General features: G+C 59.2%; 13 protein-coding genes. 3 read left to right on the forward strand and 10 right to left on the reverse strand.

Going from position 1 to position 15,099, the window contains the following annotated elements:
- Window positions 1-2: 2 nt before the first annotated feature.
- From ccoO (FEZ21_RS11540) to ccoN (FEZ21_RS11565), 6 genes are all read right to left on the reverse strand, one after another.
- Window positions 3-611: a cytochrome-c oxidase, cbb3-type subunit II gene (gene ccoO, locus FEZ21_RS11540; RefSeq protein ID WP_003447211.1), complete on the reverse strand. Its 609-nt coding sequence runs from the start codon at window positions 609-611 to the stop codon at window positions 3-5.
- Complete coding sequence (ccoN, locus tag FEZ21_RS11545; protein WP_003447214.1) at window positions 611-2,053, reverse strand: cytochrome-c oxidase, cbb3-type subunit I; 1,443 nt, start codon at window positions 2,051-2,053, stop codon at window positions 611-613. Before ccoN (FEZ21_RS11545) ends, ccoO (FEZ21_RS11540) begins: the two co-directional genes overlap by 1 nt.
- Before the next feature lie 480 nt (window positions 2,054-2,533).
- A complete protein-coding gene (gene ccoP, locus FEZ21_RS11550; protein WP_003447216.1) occupies window positions 2,534-3,472 on the reverse strand; it encodes a cytochrome-c oxidase, cbb3-type subunit III in 939 nt (312 codons plus the stop codon).
- Window positions 3,469-3,660, reverse strand: a complete 192-nt coding sequence (locus tag FEZ21_RS11555) for a cbb3-type cytochrome c oxidase subunit 3 (protein ID WP_003447218.1) — start codon at window positions 3,658-3,660, stop codon at window positions 3,469-3,471. Before FEZ21_RS11555 ends, ccoP begins: the two co-directional genes overlap by 4 nt.
- Before the next feature lie 12 nt (window positions 3,661-3,672).
- Window positions 3,673-4,281, reverse strand: a complete 609-nt coding sequence (gene ccoO, locus FEZ21_RS11560) for a cytochrome-c oxidase, cbb3-type subunit II (protein ID WP_003447220.1) — start codon at window positions 4,279-4,281, stop codon at window positions 3,673-3,675.
- A 10-nt stretch (window positions 4,282-4,291) separates the two neighbouring features.
- Window positions 4,292-5,716 (reverse strand): cytochrome-c oxidase, cbb3-type subunit I, encoded by a 1,425-nt coding sequence (ccoN, locus tag FEZ21_RS11565; protein ID WP_003447222.1) that lies wholly within the window; start codon window positions 5,714-5,716, stop codon window positions 4,292-4,294.
- A gap of 73 nt (window positions 5,717-5,789) precedes the next feature.
- On the opposite strand from ccoN (FEZ21_RS11565), the gene FEZ21_RS11570 reads away from it, so the two are divergent.
- Complete coding sequence (locus FEZ21_RS11570; protein WP_003447224.1) at window positions 5,790-6,494, forward strand: alpha/beta family hydrolase; 705 nt, start codon at window positions 5,790-5,792, stop codon at window positions 6,492-6,494.
- A 73-nt stretch (window positions 6,495-6,567) separates the two neighbouring features.
- On the opposite strand, the gene FEZ21_RS11575 is transcribed toward FEZ21_RS11570, so the two are convergent.
- From FEZ21_RS11575 to acnA, 3 genes are all read right to left on the reverse strand, one after another.
- Window positions 6,568-8,133, reverse strand: coding sequence for a PAS domain-containing methyl-accepting chemotaxis protein (locus FEZ21_RS11575; protein ID WP_010656156.1), 1,566 nt, complete (start codon window positions 8,131-8,133; stop codon window positions 6,568-6,570).
- Between the two features lie 108 nt (window positions 8,134-8,241).
- A complete protein-coding gene (locus tag FEZ21_RS11580) occupies window positions 8,242-9,033 on the reverse strand; it encodes a CPBP family intramembrane glutamic endopeptidase (RefSeq protein ID WP_160627155.1) in 792 nt (263 codons plus the stop codon).
- 182 nt (window positions 9,034-9,215) lie between these two features.
- Window positions 9,216-11,957 carry an aconitate hydratase AcnA gene (gene acnA, locus FEZ21_RS11585; RefSeq protein ID WP_003447230.1) on the reverse strand — a complete coding sequence of 914 codons (2,742 nt, stop codon included), beginning with the start codon at window positions 11,955-11,957 and terminating at the stop codon, window positions 9,216-9,218.
- Window positions 11,958-12,172: 215 nt separating this feature from the next.
- Here acnA and rlmM point away from each other — a divergent pair, with 215 nt between their 5' ends.
- Window positions 12,173-13,249 (forward strand): 23S rRNA (cytidine(2498)-2'-O)-methyltransferase RlmM, encoded by a 1,077-nt coding sequence (gene rlmM, locus FEZ21_RS11590; protein WP_003447232.1) that lies wholly within the window; start codon window positions 12,173-12,175, stop codon window positions 13,247-13,249.
- A gap of 14 nt (window positions 13,250-13,263) precedes the next feature.
- Entirely contained in the window at window positions 13,264-13,512 is a 249-nt protein-coding gene (tusA, locus tag FEZ21_RS11595; RefSeq protein WP_003447233.1) for a sulfurtransferase TusA, read from the forward strand.
- Window positions 13,513-13,557: 45 nt separating this feature from the next.
- Here tusA and FEZ21_RS11600 read toward each other — a convergent pair whose 3' ends face one another.
- On the reverse strand, window positions 13,558-14,955 hold the full coding sequence (locus tag FEZ21_RS11600; protein WP_003447235.1) for an MATE family efflux transporter: 1,398 nt from the start codon (window positions 14,953-14,955) through the stop codon (window positions 13,558-13,560).
- Window positions 14,956-15,099: the final 144 nt, after the last annotated feature.

The raw sequence follows: 15,099 nt of genomic DNA on the forward strand, positions 1-15,099 counted from the left end.
GATCACCGTTTGCTTTTGATGATGGTGCCCAGGCCCTGGAGATAGGCCACCAGCGCGTCCATTTCGGTTTTGCCTTTCACTGCATCCTTGGCCCCGGCGATATCTTCGTCGGTGTAAGGAACGCCGAGCACGCGCAAGACTTCCATTTTTTTCGCCGTGTCCTTGCCGTCCAGCTTGCGTTCTACGAGGAACGGATAGGCAGGCATGATCGACTCGGGGACCACGTTGCGCGGGTTGTACAGGTGCGCACGCTGCCAGTCATCGGAGTAACGACCGCCAACCCGGGCCAGGTCCGGCCCGGTACGCTTGGAGCCCCACAGGAACGGGTGATCCCAGACGCTTTCGCCGGCTACCGAGTAGTGGCCATAACGCTCTGTTTCTGCACGGAACGGGCGGATCATCTGCGAGTGACATTGCACACAGCCGTTGGCGATGTAGATGTCGCGACCTTCCAGCTCCAGAGCGGTACGCGGCTTCATGCCTTCAACCGGGGTATTGGTCACGTCCTGGAAGAACAGCGGAACGATTTGGGTCAGACCACCGATGCTCACGGCGATGACCATGAAGAAGGCCATCAGGCCAATATTCTTCTCGATTGTTTCGTGCTTCATCAGTGGGCTCCAACTACAGCGATTTTGCTCGCTGCTTCAGCTTCTACCGGGTTCGAGGCGCGTACGGTACGGAACACGTTGTAGGCCATGAACAGCATGCCGCTGGCGAAGATAGCCCCGCCGATGGCGCGAACGATAAAGCCAGGATGGCTGGCTTGCAGTGCTTCCACGAACGAGTAGGTCAGGGTGCCATCGTCGTTGATTGCGCGCCACATCAGGCCCTGGGTGATGCCGTTGACCCACATCGAAGCGATGTAGAGCACGGTACCGATAGTCGCCAGCCAGAAGTGCGTGTTGATCAGGCTGGTGCTGTACATCTGCTTCTGGCCATAGATGCGCGGGATCATGTGGTACATGGCACCGATCGAAATCATCGCTACCCAGCCCAGTGCCCCGGCGTGTACGTGGCCGATGGTCCAGTCGGTGTAGTGCGACAGCGAGTTGACGGTCTTGATTGCCATCATCGGGCCCTCGAAGGTCGACATGCCGTAGAAGGCCAGGGACACCACGAGGAAGCGCAGGATCGGGTCGGTGCGCAATTTATGCCAGGCGCCCGACAGGGTCATCATGCCGTTGATCATGCCGCCCCAGCTTGGAGCCAGCAGGATGATCGACATTGCCATGCCCAGCGACTGGGCCCAGTCCGGCAGAGCGGTGTAGTGCAAGTGGTGCGGGCCGGCCCAGATGTAGAGGGTGATCAGGGCCCAGAAATGCACGATCGACAGACGATACGAGTAGATCGGACGCTCGGCCTGCTTCGGCACGAAGTAGTACATCATGCCCAGGAAGCCGGTAGTCAGGAAGAAACCTACAGCGTTGTGGCCGTACCACCACTGGATCATGGCGTCAGTCGCACCGGCGTAAGCCGAGTAGGACTTGAAGAAGCTCACCGGCAGGGACGCGTGGTTGACGATGTGCAGCATTGCCGTGACGACAATGAATGCACCGTAGAACCAGTTACCTACATAGATGTGCTTGGTTTTGCGCTTGGTAATGGTGCCGAAGAACACAATACCGTAGACCACCCAGACGATGGCCAGCAGGATAGCCAGGGGCCATTCCAGCTCTGCGTATTCCTTGGTTGTGGTGTAGCCCAGCGGCAACGTGATGATCGCGCCGATAATGACCGCCTGCCAGCCCCAGAAGGTGAAGGCAGCCAGGGCGTCGGAGATCAGGCGTGTCTGGCAGGTGCGCTGCACGACGTAGTACGAGGTACCAAACAATGCACAGCCACCGAAGGCAAAAATCACAAGATTGGTATGCAGGGGACGCAGACGGCCAAAGGTTGTCCACTCAAGACCAAGGTTTAATTCAGGCCACACAAGCTGTGACGCGATAAAAACCCCGAGCCCCATGCCAAGGATCCCCCAGACCACCGTCATGATGGCGAACTGGCGGACTACCTTATAGTTATAAGCAGTCGGACTGATTGCTGTGCTCATTCTAAGGTTCCACGGTTTTGGTGTTTTATTAGGAGTAAAAATCGGTCGCAAGTATGTATAAAACGTAGGGGTATTGCAACGCGGCTTGACCTCGGTCAATGCGTTCCAACGCTTATTCTGCGGCCTTTCCATGCGTGCAGTAGGGTCAAGTCGACCGCCAACAAAACACCCCGTGGAAGGCAAAAATGAAAGGGCCGGGCAGGGCAAAACCGGGAGGGGGGCAGTCATGGCAACTTGATGGCGAAGATCGCAATCAACGATAGCCGTTGTAAACCCACCAGTGTGGCCTGTAACTGCACCCTTCAACTTACCGATTAAATTCACTTGACGTGAAACCGGTGACCCCGGGATCACTGAGAATTTGAGCTTAGTCCTGAATGGCGGGAGAGCAACGGCGGACTAAAAAGAGGTGCGACACTTGGTCGCGCTTTTAGGCGGGAACTGCCGCACCAAAATGATGCGGCAGGAAATGTCTGGTAATTATTCGGCTGTTTTTTCCTCTTGATTACCATGGGACAAGCTGAACACATACGCAGCCAGCAATTGCACCTTGTCGTTACCCAGCAACTCGTTCTGCGCCGGCATGTGGCCCTGGCGGCCATGGCGAATGGTTTGCTGCAATTGCGCCAGGCTGGTGCCGTAAATAAAACCCGCTGGCACCGTCAGATCCGGCGCGCCCATCAGTGGCATGCCTTTGCCGTTGGCACCGTGGCACGCCACGCAGGTGGTTTCGAAGGCTTGCTTGCCAGCCACCAGATCCACGGTCGTGCCCTGGGGCAAAGGCAGGCCGGCCAGATCGTGGCGCACATAGGCGGCAACGTTCTTCACACCCTCGTCACCCAGTACCGGGCCCCAGGCCGGCATTGCAGCGATGCGTCCGCCCATGATCGTGGTTTTAATGGTGTCGGCATCGCCGCCCCAGCGCCAGGTGTTGTCGGCCAGGTTGGGGAAGCCGAAGGCGCCCTTGGCATCAGAACCGTGGCACACAGAGCAATTGGAGGCAAACAGACGACCGCCCATTTTCAATGCCTGGGGATCCTGGGCCACTTGCTCAACCGGCATGGCGGCGTATTTGGCGAAAATGGGGCCAAACCTGGCGTCTGCCTTGTCCATCTCCTTTTGCCACTCGTTCACCCCGGTCCAGCCATCCTCGTAACCCGGCAGCAGGCCTTTCCAGTTGCCAAGGCCCGGGTAAAGGATCAAATAGCCCACACCAAACACCAGCGTGCCGACGAACAACATGAACCACCATTGTGGCAGCGGGTTGTCGTACTCCTCGATGCCGTCAAAACTGTGGCCCATGGTCTCGACGGTTTCGCTTTTTCTTTCCCCCTTGCGGGTACTGATCAACAGCCAGGTCAGGCCGATCAGCGTGCCAATGGTCAGCACGCAGATATAAACACTCCAGAAGGTGGTCATTGCTTATTACTCCTAGACGCTTGTTCTTGCTCGACGTGTTTGATCGCCTCTGGATCGTCTTTGAATGGCAGCAGGGTCGCGTCTTCGAACTCCGACTTGCGCCGCGGGCTGAATACCCACAGCGCCAGGCCGATAAACGCCACCGCCACCACCACAGTGCCCAGGCCGCGGATCATTCCACTACTCATGTCAAACATGGCTCACCTCTTGCTCTTGATGGCAGTGCCGAGCACTTGCAGGTAGGCCACCAGCGCGTCCATTTCGGTCTTGCCCTGTACCGACTGTCTGGCATTGGCGATGTCTTCGTCGGTGTAAGGCACGCCCAGGGTGCGCATCACTTCGAGTTTCTTCTGGGTATGGCTGTCATCCACCGGTTCGGAGACCAGCCACGGGTAGGCGGGCATTTTCGACTCGGGTACGACGTTGCGCGGGTTGTACAGATGCGCGCGGTGCCAGTCATCCGAGTAGCGGGCGCCGACCCGCGCCAGATCCGGCCCGGTACGCTTGGAACCCCAAAGGAACGGGTGATCCCAGACACTTTCACCGGCGACCGAGTAATGGCCATAGCGCTCGGTCTCGGCCCGGAACGGACGAATCATCTGCGAGTGACATTGCACGCAGCCTTCGCGAATGTAGATGTCACGACCTTCCAGTTGCAGCGCGGTATAAGGCTTCATGCCTTCGACCGGGGTATTGGTGACATCCTCAAAGAACAGCGGGACGATTTGCGTCAGGCCGCCGACACTCACACAGAGAATCATCAGCAACAGCATCAGGCCGATATTTTTTTCAACGATTTCGTGTTTCATGGCGAACTCCTCAGGCCATCTGCGCGGCGGCTACGACTTCAGCGGGCTCGGCGTTACGCACGGTGCGCCAAGTGTTGTATGCCATCAGCAACATGCCGCTGAAGAAAATCGCGCCGCCGATCAGGCGCACGACATAGCCCGGATGGCTGGCCACCAGGGTTTCGACGAAGGAGTAGGTCAGCGTGCCGTCTTCGTTGACTGCGCGCCACATCAGGCCCTGGGCGATGCCGTTGACCCACATCGAGGCGATGTAAAGCACTGTGCCGATAGTGGCTAGCCAGAAGTGCGCGTTAATCAGGCCCATGCTGTACATCTGCGGGCGACCGAAAATTTTCGGGATCATGTGATACAGCGCGCCGATGGAAATCATCGCCACCCAGCCCAATGCCCCGGCGTGTACGTGGCCGATGGTCCAGTCGGTGTAGTGGGAGAGGGCGTTGACGGTCTTGATCGCCATCATCGGTCCTTCGAAGGTCGACATGCCGTAGAACGCCAGGGACACCACGAGGAAACGCAGGATCGGGTCGCTGCGCAATTTATGCCAGGCGCCCGACAGGGTCATCATGCCGTTGATCATGCCGCCCCAGCTTGGCGCCAGCAGAATCAGGGACATCACCATGCCCAGTGACTGGGCCCAGTCCGGCAGTGCGGTGTAGTGCAAGTGGTGCGGGCCGGCCCAGATGTAAAGGGTGATCAGGGCCCAGAAGTGCACGATCGACAGGCGATAGGAATAGATGGGACGTTCGGCCTGTTTCGGCACGAAGTAGTACATCATCCCCAAAAAGCCGGCCGTCAGGAAAAAGCCCACAGCGTTATGGCCGTACCACCACTGCACCATGGCGTCAGTCGCACCACCGTACAGCGAGTAGGACTTGGTGAAGCTGACCGGGATTTCCAGGTTGTTGACGATGTGCAAGATGGCCACGGTCACGATAAATGCGCCGAAGAACCAGTTGCCCACGTAAATGTGTTTGGTCTTGCGCTTCATGATCGTGCCGAAGAACACGATGGCATAAGCGACCCAGACGATGGTGATCAGGATATCGATCGGCCACTCAAGCTCGGCGTATTCCTTGGAGCTGGTGTAGCCCAGCGGCAAGCTGATGGCAGCCAGCAAAATCACCAGTTGCCAACCCCAAAAGGTAAACATGGCGATCTTCGGCGCGAACAGTGTTGCCTGGCAGGTACGTTGCACTGCGTAAAAGGACGAGGCAAACAGTGCACAACCGCCGAAGGCAAAGATCACCGCGTTGGTGTGCAATGGGCGCAAGCGCCCGAAACTGGTCCAGGGCAAATTGAAGTTGAGTTCCGGCCAGACCAGCTGCGCGGCGAGAAAAACGCCGAGCCCCATACCGACGATGCCCCAAACCACCGTCATAATGGCAAATTGGCGGACCACCTTGTAGTTGTAGGCAGTACTTGTAGAAGTGTTCATGGTTCCCCATCCACGGTTCAGGCGCATACAAAGGTACGCCTGGAGTTATAGGCAGACTAAAAGCGAGGCAAGCATGGGCGTAGCAGGCAAGGCCGGTATTGACAGGGATCAATGGGCGCAATGCGTGCAGGAGCAGGGCTGGTTATGGAGTCCGGCCACCGGCGAGGTGAAAAACCCGCAACCGCAGACCCTGATCCTGGCCCATGGTGCCGGTGCTCCGATGGACAGTGCCTGGATGACCGGTATGGCTGAACGCCTTGCGGCACGAGGGGTGAACGTATTGCGCTTCGAGTTCCCGTACATGGCGCAACGCCGGCTCGATGGTGGCAAAAGGCCGCCAAACCAACAGGTCAAATTGCTCGAATGCTGGCGCGAGGTGTATGCCGGGGTGCGACAGCATGTCGCCGGGCAAATTGCGATTGGCGGCAAGTCCATGGGCGGGCGCATGGCCAGTCTGGTGGCTGATGAGCTGGGGGTTGCTGCTCTGGTCTGTCTGGGTTACCCGTTTTACGCCTCCGGCAAACCGGAAAAACCCCGGGTGGCGCACTTGGCCGGGCTGCAGACAGCCACCCTGATCGTGCAGGGCGAACGTGATGCCCTGGGCAACCGGCAAGCCGTCGAGGCTTACACCCTGGCGCCGGGCATTGAACTGCACTGGTTAGTGGCGGGGGATCACGACTTGAAGCCGCTCAAGGCATCGGGGTTTAGCCATGAACAGCATCTGGACGCCGCTGCCGACAAAATCGCCCAATGGCTCCAGGCCGGTGATGCCCTGTAGGGGCGAGCTGTTCAATATGCCAGCGAAGAGCTCGCGAGCAAGCTCGCTCCTACAGGTTAAAGGGGGGCAGTGCTTAACGGTTGAACCGCTCCACCAGCGAATACTGGGTGTTTACCGTCTGGGTCAGCTCTTCGCTCAAGCGCGCCGAATGCTGGGCCTGCTCTGAGGTCTGGTCAGCGAGGTCGGCAATGGTGCTGATGTTACGGCTGATTTCTTCCGCCACTGCACTTTGTTCCTCGGTGGCTGCCGCGATCTGGGTGGTCATGTCGGTGATATTGGCCACCGCTTCACTGATGCCCACCAGGGCCTTGTCGGCTTCCAGTACCCGGGCCACGCCTTCTTCAGCCTGACGATGCCCGGCATTCATGGTCTGTACGGCAGTGGCCGCAGTCTGCTGCAACTTGGCGATCAGGCCATGAATCTGTCCGGTCGACAGGCTGGTGCGTTGTGCCAGTTGGCGCACTTCGTCAGCCACTACGGCAAAGCCGCGGCCCATTTCACCGGCACGTGCGGCTTCGATGGCCGCGTTCAAGGCCAGCAGGTTGGTCTGGTCGGCAATGCCTTTGATCACGTCAACCACGCCGCCGATTTCATCGCTGTCCTTGGCCAGCTGAGTGACTGTCGCGCCGGTTTCGCCGACCACGATGGACAGGCGTTCAATGGCTTCGCGGGTTTCACCGGCAATGTCGCGACCGCGGCTGGTCAGGCGATTGGCTTCTTGAGTGGCGTCAGCCGTGCGCTGTACGTGGCTGGCAACTTCCTGGGTGGTGGCTGCCATCTGATTGACCGCGGTAGCCACTTGTTCGGTCTCCACCCGCTGGCGCTCCAGCCCCTTGGAGCTTTTGTGTGCCAGCTCATCGGATTGACGGGCTTGCCCGCTCAAATGCTCGGCGGTGTCCTGCAGGCGGGTCAGGCAGGTCTTCAGTCGTGCTTCCTGACTCAGAATCGACATTTCCAGGCGCGCTTGCGGGCCGCGGCTGTCGGTGTACATCTGCGCAATCAGCGGGTCCGACGTGGTTTGTTCGGCCAGGCGCAGCAAGCGCTTGATCCCGCGCTGTTGCCAGCTCAGCCCCAGCAACCCCAGCGGAATCGACAACAGGGCCGCCAGGGCAAAGCCCCAACTGGAATTGAGCAGGGCACCAATCATGAAACTCAGTTGGCTGACCAGAATGAACGGCAGCCAGTCCTGCAGCACGGGGATCCATTTATCGCGCTGTGGCACCGCCGACTTGCCGCGATTAAGACGCGAATACAGGGCTTCGGCACGGCGGATCTGTTCGGCGCTCGGCTTGACCCGAACCGACTCATAGCCCACCACGCGCTCATTCTCGAATACCGGGGTCACGTAGGCGTTGACCCAGTAATGGTCACCGTTGCGGCAACGGTTTTTCACGATGCCCATCCACGGCGCGCCTTTTTTCAAGGTGCTCCACATGTGTTCAAAGACGGCAGAGGGAACATCCGGATGGCGCACGAGGTTGTGTGGTGCGCGGATCAGATCTTCACGCAAAAACCCGCTGATCTCGACAAAGTCGTCGTTGCAATAGGTGATTACACCTTTGGCATCGGTGGTGGAAATCAACCGTTGCTGAGCGGGGAACGTACGTTCGCGTTGGGTGATGGGCTGGTTATTCCGCATGTCATATCTATCCGCAAGACTTTGACAGGCTGTCGGCATGGCCAGGGATTTGTTTAATTTATATTTCGGCTGCCGGGTGCGGCGAAACGCCCCGGTAGCCGTTGTGTGCTAGATAGCCCGCATCGGGTAGGTAAAAAACACGAAGTGCAGCAGGTTCAGCCCGAAGTGAGTGGCGATTGCCGCACCCAGCCCGCCGAAGCGCCAGGCCAGGCCATAACCAAGGCCGGCAATCCCCGACAGCAGCACCCAATGCCAGCCGGCGGCCATGTGCGCCAGACCGAACAGCAGCGCAGCCATGACCAGGGCCAGAGTCTGGCCATGGGGCAGTTGTTTGAACCAGCGACTCAAGCCGCCCTGGATGTAGCCGCGAAACAGGGCTTCTTCCACCAGGGTCACCAGCAGTAAATTGTTCAGCACCCATATCCAGCCAGAGGCTGGCCATTTGGGGGCCCAGGTAATCATGCCCAGCAGCATGGCGCCGCCCAGAGCCGCAATCGCCACCAGGGTCAGGGCCAGCAACGTGGCGGCAAACGAAACCCGCCAGCCGAAGCGTGGCGCAATCCAGGGGCACACCAGCAACAGCCAGAAACCGATCAGCGGCTTGTCCAGATTGAGGTACAGCGAGAAGGGCACGGCGTCCGGTGTCAGCCGCTCAGGGTTGATGGCGCGGCCATTATGGAAACCGGGTAACCAGTGCAGGGCCAGCGCCAGGGCGAGCAATACAAACAGCCCGTGACCGGCATAACGCAGCCATTGTTGGCGCTGCTGACGGGCTGCGAGCCCGGCCAGGATCAAGGCAAACAACGGGATAAGGGCCTGGGCGGTCAATTGGCCGTAACTCAGGGCCAGGCAGTAGCCCAGGCTCAGAAATGCCAGATAAGGCCATGGCAGAGCAATCATGAAAATCCTTGTAATTGTTAAAAAAACGCCCCGAATGCAGATCGGGGCGCTGAGGATACATCGCGAGACAAGCTCGCTCCTGCACAAGGTTGACCTATGTCGCGGTATACGATCTCACTGACACAACCCCACCTGCAGGAGCGAGCTTTTCTACGGGACCGGCCAGAGGTAGCCAGAGCGTTTCAGGAGGCAATCAACTGGCGCAATACATAGTGCAGGATCCCGCCTGCCTTGAAGTATTCCACCTCATTCAGGGTGTCGATGCGGCACAGCACTTCGATTTTTTCCTGTTGACCATCCTCGCGGGTGATGACCAGCGTCAGGTTCATCCTTGGCTGCAGTTCGGCATCCGTCAGCCCCAGGATATCCAGGGTTTCCTTGCCGGTGAGTTTCAGGTTCTTGCGATTCTGGTCCAGTTTGAATTGCAGCGGCAGCACGCCCATGCCCACCAGGTTCGAGCGGTGGATGCGTTCAAAACTCTCGGCAATCACCGCTTTGACCCCCAGCAGGTTGGTGCCTTTGGCCGCCCAGTCGCGACTGGAACCGGTGCCGTATTCCTGGCCGGCAATCACCACCAGTGGTGTCCCTGCTGCCTGATAACGCATCGCCGCATCATAGATTGGCAGTTTTTCGCCGCTCGGGATGAAGATCGTATTGCCACCTTCTTCGCCGCCGAGCATTTCGTTGCGAATCCGGATGTTGGCAAAGGTGCCGCGCATCATCACTTCATGGTTGCCGCGCCGCGAACCATAGGAGTTGAAGTCCCGGGGCTCGACGCCTTTCTCGCGCAGATAGCGTCCGGCCGGGCTGTCCGCCTTGATATTGCCGGCAGGGGAGATGTGGTCGGTGGTGACCGAGTCGCCAAGCAACGCCAGTACCCGGGCACCCTTGACGTCCTTGATCACCGGTAGCGGGCCGTCGATGTCATCGAAGAAAGGGGGATGCTGGATGTAAGTCGAATCTTTCTGCCAGACATAGGTTGCGGCCTGTGGCACCTCAATGGCCTGCCATTGTTCGTCACCGGCAAACACCTCGGCGTATTCCTTGTGGAACATGGCGGTAGTCACCTGTGCCACGGCATCGGCGATTTCTTTCTGGCTGGGCCAGATATCACGCAGGTATACCGGTTTGCCGTCTTTACCGGTGCCCAGCGGTTGAGTGCTGATATCAATACGCACGCTGCCGGCCAGGGCGTAGGCGACCACCAGCGGTGGCGAGGCCAGCCAGTTGGTTTTCACCAGAGGATGCACGCGTCCTTCAAAGTTGCGGTTGCCCGACAACACCGAAGCCACGGTCAGGTCAGACTGGGTGATGGCTTTTTCGATCGGCTCGGGCAACGGCCCGGAGTTGCCGATGCAGGTGGTGCAGCCATAACCCACCAGGGCGAAGCCCAACTGGTCGAGGTACTGGGTCAGGCCTGCGGCCTTGTAGTAGTCAGTCACCACCTTGGAGCCGGGCGCCAGGGAAGTTTTCACCCACGGCTGGCTTTTCAGGCCTTTTTCAACGGCTTTTTTGGCCACCAGCCCGGCAGCCATCATCACACTCGGGTTGGAGGTGTTGGTGCAGGAGGTAATGGCCGCGATCACCACCGCGCCGTTTTTCAGGCGATAGGTCTGACCTTCAACGCTGTAGTCCACTTCACCGATCAAGTCGGCATTGCCCACAGCCACGCCACCACCGCCTTCACTTTCAAGGCGGCCTTCTTCTTTATTGGCCGGTTTGAATTGCAGGCTCATAAACTCGTCAAAAGCCTGGCTGACATTGGGCAGCGAAACCCGGTCTTGGGGGCGCTTTGGCCCGGCCAGGCTGGCTTCAACGCTGCCCATGTCGAGTGCCAGGGTTTCGCTGAAGACCGGCTCCTGGCCCGGCAAGCGCCACAGTCCCTGGGCTTTGCAGTAGGCTTCGACCAGTTTCACGGCGGCCTCGGGGCGCCCGGACAGGCGTAGATAGTCCAGGGTGATTTGATCGACCGGGAAAAACCCGCAGGTGGCGCCATATTCCGGTGCCATGTTGGCAATGGTGGCGCGGTCAGCCAGGGGCAGATCCGCCAGTCCATCGCCGAAAAATTCGACGAACTTGCCGACAACCCCCTTGCTGCGCAGCATTTGCGTCACCGTCAGCACCAGGTCGGTGGCGGTTATGCCTTCTTTGAGTTTGCCGCTGAGTTTGAAACCCACCACTTCCGGGATCAGCATCGAAACCGGCTGGCCGAGCATCGCGGCTTCGGCTTCAATCCCGCCCACGCCCCAGCCCAGTACACCCAGGCCATTGATCATGGTGGTGTGGGAGTCGGTACCGACCAGGGTGTCCGGGAACGCATAAGTGCGGCCGTCTTCGTCCTTGGTCCAGACTGTCCGTCCCAGGTACTCCAGGTTCACCTGATGGCAAATCCCGGTGCCGGGCGGTACCACGCTGAAATTGTCGAAGGCATCCTGGCCCCAGCGCAGGAACGCATAACGTTCGCCGTTGCGCTCCATCTCAATATCAACGTTTTGTTCAAAGGCACTGGGGCTGGCAAATTTGTCGACCATTACCGAGTGGTCAATCACCAGGTCTACCGGGGACAGCGGATTGATTCGCTGTGGATCGCCTCCGGCCCTGGCCATCGCCGCACGCATGGCAGCCAGGTCGACCACCGCCGGCACGCCGGTAAAGTCCTGCATCAACACCCGGGCCGGGCGGTACTGGATTTCCCGGTCGCTGCGCCGCGCCTTGAGCCAGGCGGCCAGTGCCTTGAGATCCGGTTCGGTGACGGTCTTGCCGTCTTCCCAGCGCAGCAGGTTCTCCAGCAGCACTTTGAGCGACATGGGCAGCTGGCTTAAATCCCCCAGTGACTTGGCGGCAAGCGGCAGGCTGAAATAGTGATAAGTCTTATCGTCGACTTTTAGTGTGGCGAGGGTGTTCAGGCTATCAAGGGAGGACATGAAATGACTCCTTTTGATCCGCACGGTACGGATCGTGTGGAACGAACAGAGCTTCTAACGTAGCCCTGAATCATTGATCTGGCTAATAACTGGACTGTCTATAAGGGTTCAAGGTTCCGAACTCAGTTATCATGCTGGCCTTTTCGTGACAGTCCTTGCTCCAAATCAAGGATGCGCAGCCGGCCAATTCCCGCCTGCTGCCCAGGAGTAATTCAATGAACACCGTTTTTATGCACTGCCGGCCCGGTTTTGAGGGAGAAGTCTGCTCCGAAATCGCCGAGCATGCTGCCCGCCTCAATGTCTCTGGTTATGCCAAGGCCAAGCCGAGCAGTGCCTGTGCCGAATTTGTCTGTACCGAAGAAGGCGGCGCCGAACGCCTGATGCGCGGTTTGCGTTTTGCCGAACTGATTTTCCCGCGTCAATGGGCCCGGGGCGGTTTTATCGAACTGCCGGAAACCGACCGCATCAGCGTGATTCTCGGGCACATGGCCGACTTTCCGGTCTGTGGCAGCCTGTGGCTGGAAATGGTCGATACCAATGACGGCAAGGAGCTGTCCAACTTCTGCAAGAAGTTCGATGCTCACCTGCGCAAAGCCCTGATCAAGGCCGGCAAGCTGGTGGAGGACGATGAGCAGAAGCCGCGGCTGCTGTTGACCGTTAAAAGTGGACGCGAACTGTTCCTTGGTCTGGCCGAGTCGAACAACTGTGCCATGTGGCCCATGGGCATCCCGCGGTTGAAATTTCCCCGTGAAGCGCCTAGCCGTTCGACCCTCAAGCTGGAAGAAGCCTGGCACCACTTCATCCCCCGCGACCAGTGGGATGAGCGCCTGCACAGTGACATGACCGGGGTTGACCTTGGCGCAGCGCCCGGCGGCTGGACCTGGCAGCTGGTCAATCGCGGCATGATCGTCACCGCCATCGACAACGGCCCGATGGCAGAAAGCCTGATGGACACCGGACTGGTGCAGCACTTGATGGCGGATGGGTTCACCTTCAAGCCCAGGCAGCCGGTGGACTGGATGGTCTGCGATATCGTGGAAAAGCCTGCGCGTAATGCGGCGATGCTCGAAGAGTGGATCGGCGAAGGTCATTGCCGCGAAGCGGTGGTCAACTTGAAATTGCCGATGAAACAGCGTTATGCCGAAGTGCGGCGTTTGCTTGATCGCATTGCTGACGGTTTCAAGGAACGCGGTATCCAGGTCGAAATCGGCTGTAAGCAGCTATACCACGACCGCGAAGAAGTGACCTGCCATTTGCGTCGACTGGACGTGAAAAAAACCAAATCCCGTTGATTCAGGAGCAACTGATGAGTTTTGCTGATTTGCCGGTTGACGGCACTCTGGACGCTACCGGCCTTAACTGTCCGGAACCGGTGATGATGCTGCACCAGCACATTCGTGACCTGGTACCGGGCGGTTTGCTGAAAGTCATCGCCACCGATCCCTCGACCCGGCGTGACATCCCCAAGTTCTGCGTGTTTCTCGACCACGAACTGGTAGGGCAGCAGGAAGAGGCGGGCAAGTACCTGTACTGGATTCGCAAGAAGCAGGACTGAGCAAGATCCTGCAGGAGCGAGCTTGCTCGCTCCTGCAGTGTGGGTCTATGCCATGCGAATCCGCTCTTTGGCGCTGCGGGTCAGGCGTACGCTGAGCATCAGCGCCGCGCAGGTCAGGCCCACAATCAGGCCCTGCCACAGCCCGCTGGGGCCATTGGCCGGGCCGAACCAGTCGGTCAGGCCCAGCGCATAGCCCACCGGCAAACCTATCCCCCAATACGCGAACAGGGTCAGGATCATCGTCACCCGCGTGTCCTGATAGCCGCGCAATGCGCCCGCCGCAGTCACCTGAATCACATCCGAAAACTGATACAGGGCGGCAAACATCAACAGCATGGTCGCCACCTCGATCACCAGCGGATCGGCCGTGTAGACGGTGGCAATCTGCTCGCGCAACAACAGGATCAGACTGGCAGAGATGCCCGCCCATACCAGCGCAGTGCCCATACCGACCCCGGCGACGAAACGTGCTTCGCGCGGTTGCTGGCGCCCCAGTGCCTGGCCCACGCGGACGGTGATTGCCATGCCCAGGGAGTAGGGGATCATAAACACCAGCGAGCTGAAGTTCAGAGCGATTTGATGGCCTGCCACCACCGTTGCCCCCAAGCTGCCGATCAACAGGGCAATCACCGCAAAAATGCTCGACTCGGCAAATACCGCAATGCCGATCGGTAGCCCCACACTCAGCAAACGCTTGATGATTGCCCATTGCGGCCATTCAAAACGGCTGTATACCCGGCTCGACTGGTAGATCGCACCACGCCAGGTCCAGGCCACCATGCCCAGGGCCATAAACCACATTACAATGGCCGTCGCCCAGCCACAGCCCACGCCACCCATGGCCGGGACCCCAAAGTGCCCATAAATGAACACGTAGTTGATCGGGATGTTGAGCGCCAGGGCACACAACCCCAGCACCATGCTTGGCCGCGTACGGCCCAGGCCATCACTGAAGTTACGCAGCACGCAATACAGCCCCACCGCCGGCATGCCGCTGGCGATCCCGTGCAAATAGCCCATGCAGGGTTCAATCAGGTCCGGGGCGACTTTCATCAGATGTAACAGCGGCTCTGCACCCAGCAGGATAAATGTCGCACACAGCCCGGTAATCAGCGCCAGCCATAGGGCCTGGCGCACGATCGGGCCGATCTCCCGGTGATTGTTGGCGCCAAAACGCTGGGCAACTTTAGGCGTGGTGGCCAGCAGGATGCCCGACATCAACAGAAACACCGGTATCCAGATCGAATTGCCCAGGGCCACGGCCGCCAGGTCCCGAGGCCCGACGCGTCCGGCCATGACGGCATCGACAAAACCCATGGCCGTGGTGGCCACTTGGGAAATGATGATCGGAAACGCCAGCGCCAATAGCGCCCGCACTTCCGTGCGAACCCGGGCCGGGCGGCTGACAGGGGCGGCAGGGGTGTTATCAGTGACAGAGTTCACAAGCGTGCATCCACAGTGTTTAACGCGCAAAGCCGGCGATTGTACGCCTGCCCCGGAGCTCGGCAAACCTTGAGTTGTAGGGGCTTTGTAAGCGCGATTGAAAGTGCTTGGCACAGCTTGCTGGCCCATTGATGACTACAACGC

This window comes from Pseudomonas sp. 9.1(2019) (assembly GCF_009910445.1).
Classification (GTDB): Bacteria; Pseudomonadota; Gammaproteobacteria; order Pseudomonadales; family Pseudomonadaceae; genus Aquipseudomonas; species Aquipseudomonas paraversuta.

Coding starts and splice junctions, on each gene's coding strand:
- FEZ21_RS11570 (WP_003447224.1), top strand. CDS start 5,790: ATGGGCGTAGCAGGCAAGGCCGGTATTGACAGGGATCAATGGGCGCAA.
- ccoN (WP_003447222.1), bottom strand. CDS start 5,716: ATGAACACTTCTACAAGTACTGCCTACAACTACAAGGTGGTCCGCCAA.
- ccoO (WP_003447211.1), bottom strand. CDS start 611: ATGAAGCACGAAACAATCGAGAAGAATATTGGCCTGATGGCCTTCTTC.
- rlmM (WP_003447232.1), top strand. CDS start 12,173: ATGAACACCGTTTTTATGCACTGCCGGCCCGGTTTTGAGGGAGAAGTC.
- FEZ21_RS11575 (WP_010656156.1), bottom strand. CDS start 8,133: ATGCGGAATAACCAGCCCATCACCCAACGCGAACGTACGTTCCCCGCT.
- ccoP (WP_003447216.1), bottom strand. CDS start 3,472: ATGACCACCTTCTGGAGTGTTTATATCTGCGTGCTGACCATTGGCACG.
- acnA (WP_003447230.1), bottom strand. CDS start 11,957: ATGTCCTCCCTTGATAGCCTGAACACCCTCGCCACACTAAAAGTCGAC.
- FEZ21_RS11555 (WP_003447218.1), bottom strand. CDS start 3,660: ATGAGTAGTGGAATGATCCGCGGCCTGGGCACTGTGGTGGTGGCGGTG.
- ccoO (WP_003447220.1), bottom strand. CDS start 4,281: ATGAAACACGAAATCGTTGAAAAAAATATCGGCCTGATGCTGTTGCTG.
- ccoN (WP_003447214.1), bottom strand. CDS start 2,053: ATGAGCACAGCAATCAGTCCGACTGCTTATAACTATAAGGTAGTCCGC.
- FEZ21_RS11580 (WP_160627155.1), bottom strand. CDS start 9,033: ATGATTGCTCTGCCATGGCCTTATCTGGCATTTCTGAGCCTGGGCTAC.
- tusA (WP_003447233.1), top strand. CDS start 13,264: ATGAGTTTTGCTGATTTGCCGGTTGACGGCACTCTGGACGCTACCGGC.